The organism is Mesorhizobium sp. M1D.F.Ca.ET.043.01.1.1, from assembly GCF_003952385.1.
In the GTDB taxonomy this organism is placed as follows: Bacteria; Pseudomonadota; Alphaproteobacteria; order Rhizobiales; family Rhizobiaceae; genus Mesorhizobium.
The window spans coordinates 1769313-1781184 of record NZ_CP034444.1; the positions used below are offsets into that span (position 1 = coordinate 1769313).

Genomic DNA, 11872 nt, shown 5'->3' on the forward strand with positions numbered 1-11872 from the left:
TCGAAATTTGCCGCTTGCGCGGTCCCGGTCGTGATAATCCTGACGAGCTCGATCGGCCGGCCACGGCAACACCGCGCAAGTCACAAGTGCACTGCCGCAATAGCAATGGGTGGAGATAATCCTAGGTCTGCTTCCTCGCCAGAAGGCGCGCCTCGCGAAGGAGCGAGTTCGGATCAATGCCAATCATCTCGACAAGGTCGCGGGCTTGCGCTTCCGTGATGCCCGTTTCGCGCACCAGGAACCGCACACGAAATTGCTTCTCCGCCTGTACGCGTGCGGCGCGCTCTTGCTTGCTCTCTGCCATAGAATTTTCCCCAATGGTCGAGAACTTCCGTCGAACGAATAGGTTCCGCGCACCAGACGAAGTCGAACGCCGCGCTTGGGTAACATGATGCGAAGCCTGGTTCGCTCGCGCCGATCCGCAAGTTCGATCGCGATCTGCACGCTCGGTCCTGTTAGAACGCCTGTCACCGGATCGAGTTGGACAAGTGCGGCATTCGACATGTTGACCGCCGCTCTGATAACTCCCGTCGCTGCGATTTCAGTGAGGAGTTCATCACGTTCCGGCATCGCGGACCGCTCCTTGCGATGCAAATCGTGCCGCGAGTGCTTCCGATCCCCTCGCCAGTAAAGCGACATCGACACCAACGGCAGTAAATAGTGTTCCCAGTGCGATGCACCGTGCCGCGAACTTCTCATCCGGGGTAAGAATGCCCGCAGGCTTGCCCAACGCTTTCAGGCGTTCAATCGCGTCGACAATTGCATCGACCACCTCCGGGTGGCCCGGTTGGCCCCTGTGTCCGAAACTCGCTGCAAGGTCTGCCGGTCCTAGGAACACGCCATCCACCCCGTCTACCGAGGCAATCGACTCGAGGTTGCCAAGCGCTTCCCGCGTCTCAACTTGCAGCAACAGGCAAATTTCCCGTTCCGCATTTTGCGCATAGTGCGCAACTCGGCCGAAACGAGTGGCGCGTGTCAGGGCAGAAACACCACGAATTCCATCCGGAGGATATCGCACGGCCGCGACTGCGGCTTTCGCCTCTTCCGCGTTCTGAACGTAGGGAATGAGCAGTGTCTGGACGCCGATATCCAGGAAGCGCTTGATCAGAACGGGGTCGTTGATGGCCGGGCGGACGACTGGGGAAACGTCGTATGATGCGACCGCTTGCAATTGTGGCAGGACGGTCAGAACGTCACCCGGGGAATGTTCCGTGTCGAACAGGAGCCAATCGAAACCTGAAGGCGCGACGATTTCCGCGGCGTAGTTTCCGGCAGGCCACACCACAGGCCGATCTGACTTTGACCGGCAAGGAGCTTCTGCTTGAACCGATTGACGGGATGATCCAACTGGCACCTCACACGAACGACACGCCGATGGAGCCAACAGGGCCATAGTCGGCCTGGATGACATCACCTTTCGCGATATCGACAGGACGCGTGAAGGAGCCGGCCAGGACTATTTGTCCCTTCTTCAGGCCACCGCCCATAGCATGAAGTGGGGCATCGAGTTAACGCGTGGATCGCGGCGGCAGTCGCCTTCACGCTCCATGCCAGCGCCTTCCTGGGCGAGACCGCTTGCCGATGAGTGCGGCCGGCCGGACTGTTCAAGGTAAGGCTGACGGTCAGCGCCTGGATTATTCAGCATTCCGCTCGCGCACGGCTATGCCGTCGCTCACCCGGTCGCTCGGGTGCAGCACGACCCGATCGCCTTCCGACAGGCCGGACTCGACTTCAGCCATTTTGTTGTCCCGGTGGCCGATCTTGACCACGGTCGTACGCGCTCGTCCGGCCTTGGCGAGGTACACCGCCCAGTCATCGCCCGTTCGAAACAGCGCGGCCACCGGAACGGTAAGGACATTGTCGTCCCGCCAACTGGTCACGTGCACGATCACGCGATAGTCGTGCCCGAGCTGCGACCATTTTTCGGGAGGGTCTACGAAGTCGATCTCCGTATGGACACGCTGCTCCTCGATCCCGAGCGCTGAGATTTTGAGAAAGCCGGCGGGGTCGACACGCGTCACCTTGCCTTGAAGTGCAGTCCCTCCCCAGCCGTCGATCCGGACGGCGGCACCGGGCTTGATCTGGACTGCATCGGTCGACAGCAGGTCCGCCACCACTTGCAGATCGAGCGGGTCGCCGATCTCGACCAACGGCGCGCCCGGCTGGACCATGCCCTCGCTCTCCTGAACGATCTTCAGGATGCGGCCGCTGACTGGCGAACGAAGCTGGATGCAGCAGGCCGGATCGGATTGCGCGACATCGTCGACGGGCTGGCCGAGCCGCGCCTGGATCATCGCCTTCTCGTTGCGCCGGACTTCGACCTGCGCCTTCGCGCTCGCCAAGGCCGCCTCGTTGGTATCGCCTTCGAACCTCGACTTGTCGAGAGCCCCCTGCGATATCGCCCCGGTCTTGGCGAGCTTTTCCGCCCGATCGAGTTCTGTACGCGAATAGGCGAGTGCCGCTTCGAGCCGCTTTACTTCCGCTTCCGCGAACGTCACGGCCGCTTCGGCCGCGCCCAGTGCCGCGAGCAACTCCTCGTGTGTGCGAACATCATGAAAGCTGGGGGTGGTCGGCTGCATCACCGCCACCACGGTTTGGTCCTTGGTGACCTGATCCCCGACATGACGCGGCGGCGAGATCCTGAGAACCTTGCCGGCGATCGCCGCCGACACGGTATAGAGGTGCCGTACCTGGGTCTTGGCTTCATCGTCGACCGTGACCTCCATCGGGCCCTTGGCCACCGTCGCCAGGTCGACTGGGATCGGCTGCGGCCATGCGAACCAGACCGCCACCGCGGCGATCAGGCCAAAGGCAGCAATGCCGCCGATTCTCTTCATCCAGTTGGTCATCGATTTGCCACGCATGGTCTTCAATCCCGCGTCTTGAGAACGGCAACGAGGTCGAGCCGATTGACTCGCCTGCGGACGATCAGTGCTGAGAACACAGCCGCCGCAATGACGACCGCACTGGCGAAAACATAGGTTGCAGGCTCGACGACCAGCCGCACCCGCATCAGTTCCCCGGCAAGGTTCGTCTTCATGATCCAGGCAAGACCGTAGCCCATAGCCCAGCCCGGCGGCTGCGCGATCAGGGTCAACAGCGCGAGTTCAAGCAGAAGGATGCGCAGCACCTCGCCGTGCGTGAAGCCAAGCACCCTAAGGCTTGCCAGTTCCCTGGCTCGTTCGGATAGGGAGACACGAGCGTTGTTGTAAACCACGCCGAACGCGATGACGGCCGCGAGCCCCGTGTAAATGCTGGACATCGTGGTGACCAGAATTGCCACAGCGTCGCGGAAAGTGGCGAGGGACGCCGTCTGCAAAGCCAGGCTGCTCACGACCGGCAGGGCCTCGACCGCCGCGTAGAACTCATCCTGCCTGTTCTTGTCCAGGCTGACGCTGACGCCGTTCGCCTTCGGCGCTTCACGCAGCAGCCTGGCCAGCGCTTCCTGATCCATCATCCCGCGAATTCCGAGATAGTCCTCGACCAGCGCCGCCACAGGAAGCGTGATCGTCCGACGCTCCCCGTCGAGCAGATCGACCTCGACGGTGTCGCCAACCCGCACCTTCAGGATCTTGGCAAGCATGTCCGAGATGGCGAGGCCCGATTCCGGCAGCACTACAGGCTGCAGGTCGGCATCGATGATGCGGTTGAGCTCCGCCCCGCGTGACCTGGCGCGGATCATGATGCGGCGCTCGACATGGCCGTTCCGGATACGAACCTGGACTTCTCGATAGGGCTCCGCGTTCAGCACGCCGGGAAGCCTCGCAATCTGGAAGGCCACTTCCCGAGGACGCTTCTCGAAAAAGCTTACCGTCACGTCCTGTCGATCCGCGAGGAAGTAGGTGACGTCGATGAGCTGCTCCATCGTGCCCCCCGTGAAGAGCGACACGATCAGGATCGCCGTCGCCAGCGACATGCCGAACGCCGTAAAAAAGGACCGAATTGGATGACTCGCTATGTTGCGCAGCATCATTCTCGTCGGCTGCGAGACAGGGCCAGCCAGACTGAGGCTGAGCGGCAGCGTTCGATGGAAAACCGGTGGAGCCGGAGGCTGCATGGCGACGGCAGGGGCCAGATTGACGACTTCGCGCAAGGCGCGCAGCGCGCCGATTGCCGGGGCAAACACGCTCAATCCCGCCGCTGCGACGTAGAGATCGGGACTCTTGGTGAACAGGAGAAAGGGGAAGCGGAAGAAGTCCGCGAATATTCCGGTCACATAGCTGCCGAGCAAAGTGCCGACCACGCTGCCGATAACGATGCCGACCGCCGTGATGATGCCCACGAATTTCAGGTAGTGCAGGACGACGCTGGCGTTGCGGTAGCCGAGCGCCTTCATAAGGCCGATCTGTTCGCGCTCGAGGGAAACGAGGCGGCTGAGAGTAAGGTTCACCAGGAACGCCGAGACCAGCAGGAAGATCGGCGGCAGCGTGCGGCTCATATTGTTGAGCATGTCGAGCTCGTGATCGAGCCAGGCATGCGATGTCTGGTCCTTGCGCCCGTAGGCAGCGCGCCCGCCATAGCGGTCCAGCAGGTCGTCAAGACGCGTCATCGCCTCGCGCTCCGACGTTCCCGGCAGCAGCTTCAGCGACACGGACGAAAAGGCATCTTCCAGATCGTAGGCGCTGGCAAGGGTCCGTTCGGACATCCAGATGACACCGAAGCGGCGGCCGTCCGGCATAATGTCGCCAGGGCCGACCGCATAGATGTACTCTGGAGAAAGGGCGATGCCGACGATCCTCAGGTCGCGCTTGCGGCCGTTGAGGATTGCGCCGAAGTTCGAGCCCAAAGTGAACCGGTGCGCTTCGGCGAAGTTCTCGTTGACGACGACCTCATCTTCCCGGCTCGGATCGGGCGTGCGGCCGGCACGCATATAGAGGCGATTGAGCTTCGGCTCGCCGATCTCGGGCAGCGAGACGACCATTCCGGTAGCCGGTGCGGTCTGGCCTGGTATGTCGAGAAGCGCCAATTGCGCGATCCGCGCGTCGACGGCCGCCACGCCGGGAATCTCGGCAATCTGGTCGACCAGGGCCTTCGGTGCCCGCCGCACGGTGGCGAAGACATCGGCGAAGCGGTAACGCTCGTAGTAGGCAGTCCTCGTCTCGTCGAGAGAACGGTAGGAGCCGACGGCCAGCAGAAGCGTTGCCACCCCGCCGCCGACCACGAGCGCGATGGCGAGCGCCTGCGCCCAAAGGCGGACGAGGTCGCGAAAGAGCTTTATGTCCAGCGCGCGCATGCTTTCACCACTGCAACTCGGCCGCGGCGCGCCGGGCCTCGTTGGTGACGGCTTTCGATATCTGGCCGTCGCTGAAGAACAGAACCCGGTGCGCGACTTCCTGGATGATGGCGTTGTGGGTGATGATGACGGTGGTCGTGCCGAGCTCGGCGTTGACCTTCATCAGCGCGTCGATCACCCGAACGCCAGTCCTGGAGTCGAGCGCGCCTGTCGGCTCATCGCAGAGCAGCACCTCCGGACGCTTGGCGATCGCGCGGGCGATGGCGACGCGCTGCTGCTCGCCGCCGGACATCTGCGCCGGAAAATGATGCATGCGCGGCTCCAGCCCGACAATGGCGAGAGCTTCCTCGGGACGCATCGGATCGTCGGCAATCTCGGTGACCAGCGCGACGTTCTCGTAGGCCGTCAGGCTGGGGATCAGATTGTAGAACTGGAACACGAAACCGACGTAACGGCGGCGATAGGATGTCAGTCCGCGGTCGTCCAGATCGGTCAGCCGCAAACCCTTGAATGACAGCTCGCCGCTGGTCGCGTGATCGAGACCGCCCATGATGTTGAGCAAGGTCGATTTCCCGCTGCCCGACGGGCCGAGCAAGACGACCACTTCCCCTGCCGAAATCTCCAGGTTCACGCCGCGCAGGGCATGCACCTGCGTCTCGCCGGAGACGTAGGTCTTGGTGAGGTCCTTTGCGGTGAAGACAGCGTTGGACATGGGGCTACCTGATTCCCCCTGCGCGCATGGCGGCTTGCCTGATCTCGATCACGAACATGCAGACGCTCGCCGCCCAGAGGATCGCGACTGCCAGCAACACCCACCGGAAATCGGATCCTATGAGGAAGTTGACCACAACCATCCATCCGATAGAGGCGACGCCGGCGGCGAGCACGCCCGGAACGGCGATCCGCTCGTGCCGCCGGAACGACGTCGCGGCGATCGTGACGGTCAGAACGCCCGAGGCGATGGCATACCCGCCGAGCACCTGAAACACGCGCTCAAGCCACGATGCTCCGGCTTGGAGCTGTTCCAGCGACACGCCGATGAACCGCATGTCTTCCGGCAGTAGCGGCGGTCGCACGAACATGAAGAAGGCGCCAATGCAGACGAGCGCCACACCGAAGACGGCGAGCAGGATTGCCGAGAACGGCCAGGATCGGCGGCGCTGTGTCATGGCGCTAGGTCCGATCCGGCTTGGCGGAGCCGCCGACCGAACCGCCAGACAGCCGGTCCCACCTCGGAATGAATCCCGGAACCTGTGCCATGTATTTGCGATAGGCGTCGCCGAACTCGGCGATCGCTTCGCGCTCCTCGGCCCGCGCCAGCCTGACGTACATGACGACCAGCACCGGGAACATCGCAAGCGTCAGCAGCGTCGGCCACTGAAACAGGAAGCCGAGCATCACCAGGATGAAGCCGACATATTGCGGGTGGCGCACGTAGCTGTACGGTCCGCCGGTCGCGAGGGAGCGGTTCTGCTGCGCGTCGTAGAGAACCCGCCACGCGGCCGCGATCAGCCAGAACCCGCCGCCGATGAGGACGAAGCTCAGCAGGTGGAACGGTCCGAAATGCGGATTGACCCGCCAGCCGAACATCATTTCCAAGAGGTGCCCGGCGTCGTGCGAGAACCAGTCGATATCCGGATAGCGCGACTGCAGCCAGCCCGACAGCAAGTAGATGGTGAGCGGAAAGCCGTACATCTCCGCGAACAGCGCGACCAGGAAGGCGCTGAACGCGCCGAACGAGCGCCAGTCACGGGTCGTCGTCGGCTTGAAGAAGCTGTAGGCGAACAGGATGAAGACGGCGGAATTGACGATGACCAGGCTCCAGAGGCCATAGGCTTGCGTGTCGGCGCTCATGACGGGTTCCTTTCGTCGGGCTGGTTGCGGTGACCGCCGTGTCCGCCATGGCCATGTCCTCCATGCATGAAGAAGTGCATGAAGAGGCAACCGAATGGCAGCAGATAGAACAACGCGCCAAGGACATGGGCGCGGTGTTCTGTGAAGAGCAGGAACCCGCCGATCGCAAGGAAGCCGAGCAGGACCAGTCCTGCTCGTGACGTCAGAAAAGAACCTTGCGGGTGGTCGTGGTCTGGGTGGTCATGTGTCGACATTGCGGGTCTCCTATTCGACGACAAGGCGACCGCGGAACATGCCCATGGGACATGAGAATCCGAACTCGCCTGGTTGCTTGGGCATCAGCTCGACGGCGACGGTTTCACCCGTCGGCAGGTCGGCGCTCTTCTGGAAATCGGGAAAGATCACCTTGTCCGAGCAGGAGGCGGTCTCCTCTCGGCGGAAGTTCAGGCGCACCGGGCGGCCGGCGCGGACGACGATCGTGTCGGGCGTGTAGCCGCCCTTCACGAGGATCATCGCCTCCTGGTAGCCGCCGCTCGTTTCCGCGGCATGGATGCCCTTCGAACGCTTGAGCCAGAAGAACCAGATGATGAACGCGACCAGGCCCATTCCGGCGAAGGTCACTATCCAGCGGTCGGGTGTCATGTGCCTGTCCTCCTCGGCTGAAAGAAGCGCAAACGGTTGGCGTTGGTGACGACGGTCACCGAACTGAAGGCCATGGCGGCGGCGGCGATCAGGGGAGAGAGCAGAAGCCCGATGAACGGGTAGAGCACGCCCGTCGCGACCGGGATGCCAAGCGCGTTGTAGCCAAACGCGCCGACGAGGTTCTGCCGGACGTTGCGCATCGTCGCCCGGCTGATCTCGATCGCCGTGACCACGCCCATCAGGCTGCCCCTGATAAGCGTCACGTCGCTCGCCTCGATGGCGACGTCGGTTCCGGTGCCTATGGCGAAGCCAACGTCGGCCTGGGCGAGCGCCGGCGCGTCGTTGACGCCGTCGCCGACCATGCCGACCGACTTGCCTTCGAGCTGCAGCTTTTGCACCTCGTGCGCCTTGTCGTCCGGAAGAACCTCCGCCAGCGCGCGGTCGATGCCGACTTCGCGTGCGATCGCGCGACCGGTACGCTCGTTGTCGCCGGTCAGCATCACGACCTCGATGCCCAGTCCTTTCAGGATTTCGATCGCCGCCCTGGAGTCCGGCTTCACGGTGTCGGCGACCGCGATCAGCCCGGCCGCTTGCCCATCGACCGCAACGTACATCGGGGTCTTTCCTTCATTGGCGAGACGCTCCCATTGCGGCAACAGCACGTCTGCGGGAACACCACGGTCGCGCATGAGCTTGGCGTTGCCGAACAGCACGTCATGGCCGTCGATGCGACCACTGACGCCGTGGCCCGGGACGGCAGCGAAACCTTCAGCGTCGACCAGCTCGATCTTCCGCGCCCCGGCACCCTTCACGATGGCCGAGGCCAGCGGATGCTCGGAGCCCCGTTCCAGGGAAGCGGTGAGCCGCAGGACGACGGTCTCTTCGTGGCCTGGCGTGACGACGACGTCGGTAAGCGCCGGTTCACCCCTGGTGATCGTGCCCGTCTTGTCGAGGATGATCGCATCGAGTTTCTCGGCCGCCTGCAATGCGTCGCCGGAGCGGATCAGGATGCCGTTTTCCGCTCCCTTGCCGATGCCGACCGTGAGCGAGGTCGGCGTTGCGAGGCCAAGCGCGCAGGGACAGGCGATGATGAGCGTGGTGACCAGGATGACCGTGGCATAGATCAGCCGCGGCTCAGGCCCGAAATCATACCAGGCCACGGCCGCCAGGATTGCGACGATCATGACCGAGGGCACGAAATAGCCCGACACGGTATCGACGACGCGCTGGATCGGCGCCTTTGACCCCTGCGCGTCCTTCACCATGCGGATGATGCTTGCGAGTGCCGTGTCCTTGCCGACCTTCGTCGCGGTGAAGCGGAAGCTGCCGGTTTTGTTGAGCGTGCCGCCGATGACCTCGTCACCGGTCTGCTTCTCGACCGGCATGGATTCGCCCGTGATCATCGACTCGTCGACCGCGCTCGATCCGGCACTCACCTTGCCATCGACCGGGATCTTTTCGCCCGGACGGACAATGACCGTGTCGCTGACCAGCACTTCCTCCACGGGGAGGTCGATTTCCTTACCGTCGCGCACGACCCTCGCCGTCTTCGCCTGCAGCCCGATCAGCTTCTTGATCGCCTGCGACGTCCGGCCCTTGGCCTTGATCTCCAAGGCAAGACCCAACACGACGAGGGCAACGACGACGTCGGTCACGTCCCAGAAGACTTCGGCCAGCGCCATGTCGGGAAAGATCCCGGGCCATGCGACCGCCACGACCGAATAGAGGAACGCCGCCGTGATCCCGATCGAAATCAGGGTGTGCATGTTGGCCGCGCGGTGCTTCAGCGCGTCCCACATGCCGACGAAGAACTGCGATCCGGACCACAGCAGGACGGGCAGGCTCAGCACGCCGAGCAATGCCCAAACGACCCGGCGCGTGCCACTGCCCATGGGCATCCACTCGCGCAGTCCCGGAATGAGATCGGGATAGCTGAACGCCATCACCGGGAGGGAGATGACGGCGGCGAGCCAGAATCTCCGCATCAGGCTGCGGTAATCCTGCTCGTTCGCCGCCTCGGCAGGGTCCAGCGTCTCGTCCGTGGGTTTCACCTTCGGCTCGGCGACCCGGTAGCCGGAGGATTCGATCGAGGTCCGCAGCCGTTGGAAATCGGTCCGTTCCGGCTGATACTCGATGTCGACGGCGTTGGGCGCCATACTGGCGCGGGCGGCGACCACGCCCGGGGTCATCTTCAGCGCCAGCTCCACGCGCGTAGCGCATGAGGCGCAATGCATGTTCTTGATGGGAATGCGCATCGTCGCCGTACCGGCGGCGTAACCGACTGAGCGGATGGCACGCAGGATTTCCGGGACCTTCGCCTGGGCCGGATCATAGTCGACCTTCGCCGTCTGCGTGGCGAGATTGACCGAGGTGGCCTGCACCCCTTTGACCGCGCGAACGGCCTTCTCGATCGCTGGCGGGCAGTGGGCGCAAGTCATTCCGCCAATGCGGAGAGTGAGCGACTCGGGGCCCCCGCCCAGGCCACCAGGAGGGTAGTCAGGGATTGCGGCTTCTGTCCGCATGTTCATGGGCTTTCTCCTCGAAATTCGTTCGCGACCGGAGCCAGCGTTGGCCCAGCGCAAAGAGCGGTCCCGGTCGACAAGCGTGAGATTTGCTCGTCGAGCAGGTCGTCAGAGAACGGAACGAGGAGGCCGAAAGGCTTCGTCAGGCTTTGTCAGCGCGAAGCCAGATTGGTCGAGGAACGCCGGAGCGTAAGGCTCCGGTGCAATGCTGATATCCGATCCCGCCGCAAGAACTGCAGCCGAACAAGCGAAACAATGCCCACCCGCGCAGAGGCCGCAATTGGCGTGGGCTGCGCCGTGATGACAGCCTGAATCGTCCCCCGCAGATGCCGAAAGGACGGTCGCTGCCCACGTCGCCGGATCGGTTTGGCAGCCGGCAATTGATGGAACGACCCTGGCAGACAAAACACCTTGCGAGGCGCCGAACTCGTGCGCCCGCGCGTGGCCCGAAGGCATCAGCGACAGGAAAAGAGCAAGCCCGAACGCAAGAAGGATCGCACCGAAGGAACCACTTGCGGTCCGATGGTTTCGCTGCCAGATCTGACAAGATCGTCCAAGCACAGCAGGGCTTCCAAGCTCTTTACATTCCGCATGTTCGCTTGCTCAGCCCAAATGCGCTTTGACGTACGTCAATTCGATCGACCCCAGTTGAAGGAGCCGCAAGCAAGCCCGCGCAAGGCAAGCACTCCTTGGAAGTGTTCAGGTTGAATTTGCGTGGGAGCGCTTAGGCCCGGCGCCGCTTGGACATGGCACGCAACAGGTCGGCTTCCTCTGTGACCCCGTCGTCGAAAACGTGGATGACTTCCGCCGCCAGTTGGTTCCGCTGTTCCCTGTCCTTTTTGGCTAGACGGCGCTCATCGCACAACCGGTCAAATACCCGCTGGAGCAAGTCCAGCTCGGCTGGTCCGTAGATACCGCCGTAGCGTGACAATGGCATTGCCGCCGCCCTCAAGCGCCGCATTTGAATTATCTCACGTTGCGGGCCATAGGCGAAGGAAAAACCCCGTGGCGCTGGCGAACAATCCGGCCGTCGAGCGCTTATCCAGACGAGTGGTCGATTCCTCAGGGATGTAGCGCTCGAGTGGCAACCGCTCCCAATAGGCGGCGGGCTTTTCAGCGTCATGAAGCTAATGTTCTGTGAGCGCGTGTCCCGAAGCCTGCCAGGCGATCATCCCGCCCGATAGATGACTCACATGCAGATAACCGAGTTTCGACAGCTGGTCTGCGGCGATCTCGCTCATGCGGCCACTGCGGCAGTACAGCACGATCTTCGCATTCTTGTCCGCTGGGAGCTTGTCAAGATTCCGATCGATCTTGTCGTAGGGGATAAAGGCATCCGTTCCCTCGATCTGGCCCTATGGAATATGGACGTTTGCAAAGAAGAAGTCCTTGCGCGGCAGCATCTGACTTAACTGCTCGCTCGTGATGGTTTGAAACCCTGGACTACTTTGCTCTGCCGCGGCTGCCGCTGGGTACCTGAAACCGACAGTCCCATCCAAGATCGAAGGCCCAAGCACGATTGACCAAGGCTATGAAGCGGCTGGTTTGGACCGGTAGCGGAACGTCGGCTTCTGGGAACTCCGGGCTAAAAGCTGACTTGACGTGGTCGGCCTGGTCGAAA

The 11872-nt window shown here is 62.8% G+C and carries 11 protein-coding genes and 2 pseudogenes; 1 reads left to right on the plus strand and 12 read right to left on the minus strand.

What is annotated here, in order from left to right; translation table 11 throughout:
• Positions 1-121: 121 nt before the first annotated feature.
• The 12 genes and pseudogenes from EJ067_RS34500 to EJ067_RS08880 all read right to left on the minus strand — a co-directional run bounded on the left by EJ067_RS34500 (position 122) and on the right by EJ067_RS08880 (position 11188).
• Complete coding sequence (locus EJ067_RS34500; RefSeq protein ID WP_189510876.1) at positions 122-304, minus strand: hypothetical protein; 183 nt, start codon at positions 302-304, stop codon at positions 122-124.
• A 252-nt stretch (positions 305-556) separates the two neighbouring features.
• Positions 557-1347: pseudogene (gene hpaI, locus EJ067_RS08825) on the minus strand (4-hydroxy-2-oxoheptanedioate aldolase).
• 8 nt (positions 1348-1355) lie between these two features.
• A pseudogene (locus EJ067_RS35185) lies at positions 1356-1496 on the minus strand (2-oxo-hepta-3-ene-1,7-dioate hydratase); the annotation flags it as partial.
• 138 nt (positions 1497-1634) lie between these two features.
• A complete protein-coding gene (locus tag EJ067_RS08840) occupies positions 1635-2864 on the minus strand; it encodes an HlyD family efflux transporter periplasmic adaptor subunit (RefSeq protein ID WP_245468223.1) in 1230 nt (409 codons plus the stop codon).
• A 5-nt stretch (positions 2865-2869) separates the two neighbouring features.
• Complete coding sequence (locus EJ067_RS08845; protein WP_126085594.1) at positions 2870-5233, minus strand: ABC transporter permease; 2364 nt, start codon at positions 5231-5233, stop codon at positions 2870-2872.
• 4 nt (positions 5234-5237) lie between these two features.
• Positions 5238-5945, minus strand: coding sequence for an ABC transporter ATP-binding protein (locus tag EJ067_RS08850; RefSeq protein WP_126085595.1), 708 nt, complete (start codon positions 5943-5945; stop codon positions 5238-5240).
• 4 nt (positions 5946-5949) lie between these two features.
• Complete coding sequence (locus EJ067_RS08855; protein ID WP_126085596.1) at positions 5950-6402, minus strand: hypothetical protein; 453 nt, start codon at positions 6400-6402, stop codon at positions 5950-5952.
• Between the two features lie 4 nt (positions 6403-6406).
• Positions 6407-7087: an isoprenylcysteine carboxylmethyltransferase family protein gene (locus tag EJ067_RS08860; RefSeq protein ID WP_126085597.1), complete on the minus strand. Its 681-nt coding sequence runs from the start codon at positions 7085-7087 to the stop codon at positions 6407-6409.
• Positions 7084-7341 (minus strand): DUF2933 domain-containing protein, encoded by a 258-nt coding sequence (locus tag EJ067_RS08865; RefSeq protein WP_126085598.1) that lies wholly within the window; start codon positions 7339-7341, stop codon positions 7084-7086. Before EJ067_RS08865 ends, EJ067_RS08860 begins: the two co-directional genes overlap by 4 nt.
• 10 nt (positions 7342-7351) lie before the next feature.
• Positions 7352-7729: a cupredoxin domain-containing protein gene (locus EJ067_RS08870; protein ID WP_126085599.1), complete on the minus strand. Its 378-nt coding sequence runs from the start codon at positions 7727-7729 to the stop codon at positions 7352-7354.
• Positions 7726-10257, minus strand: a complete 2532-nt coding sequence (locus EJ067_RS08875; protein ID WP_126085600.1) for a copper-translocating P-type ATPase — start codon at positions 10255-10257, stop codon at positions 7726-7728. The genes EJ067_RS08870 and EJ067_RS08875 overlap by 4 nt, the downstream gene beginning before the upstream one ends.
• A gap of 718 nt (positions 10258-10975) precedes the next feature.
• Positions 10976-11188, minus strand: coding sequence for a hypothetical protein (locus tag EJ067_RS08880; RefSeq protein ID WP_189510503.1), 213 nt, complete (start codon positions 11186-11188; stop codon positions 10976-10978).
• Positions 11189-11444: 256 nt separating this feature from the next.
• Here EJ067_RS08880 and EJ067_RS35190 point away from each other — a divergent pair, with 256 nt between their 5' ends.
• Positions 11445-11663, plus strand: a complete 219-nt coding sequence (locus tag EJ067_RS35190) for a hypothetical protein (RefSeq protein ID WP_245468224.1) — start codon at positions 11445-11447, stop codon at positions 11661-11663.
• Positions 11664-11872: the final 209 nt, after the last annotated feature.

Bases quoted from the DNA above. Each gene is read 5' to 3' on its own strand.
- EJ067_RS08860 (WP_126085597.1), bottom strand. From the start codon at position 7,087: ATGAGCGCCGACACGCAAGCCTATGGCCTCTGGAGCCTGGTCATCGTC.
- EJ067_RS08880 (WP_189510503.1), bottom strand. From the start codon at position 11,188: ATGCCATTGTCACGCTACGGCGGTATCTACGGACCAGCCGAGCTGGAC.
- EJ067_RS34500 (WP_189510876.1), bottom strand. From the start codon at position 304: ATGGCAGAGAGCAAGCAAGAGCGCGCCGCACGCGTACAGGCGGAGAAG.
- EJ067_RS08850 (WP_126085595.1), bottom strand. From the start codon at position 5,945: ATGTCCAACGCTGTCTTCACCGCAAAGGACCTCACCAAGACCTACGTC.
- EJ067_RS08845 (WP_126085594.1), bottom strand. From the start codon at position 5,233: ATGCGCGCGCTGGACATAAAGCTCTTTCGCGACCTCGTCCGCCTTTGG.
- EJ067_RS08840 (WP_245468223.1), bottom strand. From the start codon at position 2,864: ATGCGTGGCAAATCGATGACCAACTGGATGAAGAGAATCGGCGGCATT.
- EJ067_RS08865 (WP_126085598.1), bottom strand. From the start codon at position 7,341: ATGTCGACACATGACCACCCAGACCACGACCACCCGCAAGGTTCTTTT.
- EJ067_RS08875 (WP_126085600.1), bottom strand. From the start codon at position 10,257: ATGAACATGCGGACAGAAGCCGCAATCCCTGACTACCCTCCTGGTGGC.
- EJ067_RS08870 (WP_126085599.1), bottom strand. From the start codon at position 7,729: ATGACACCCGACCGCTGGATAGTGACCTTCGCCGGAATGGGCCTGGTC.
- EJ067_RS35190 (WP_245468224.1), top strand. From the start codon at position 11,445: ATGCAGATAACCGAGTTTCGACAGCTGGTCTGCGGCGATCTCGCTCAT.
- EJ067_RS08855 (WP_126085596.1), bottom strand. From the start codon at position 6,402: ATGACACAGCGCCGCCGATCCTGGCCGTTCTCGGCAATCCTGCTCGCC.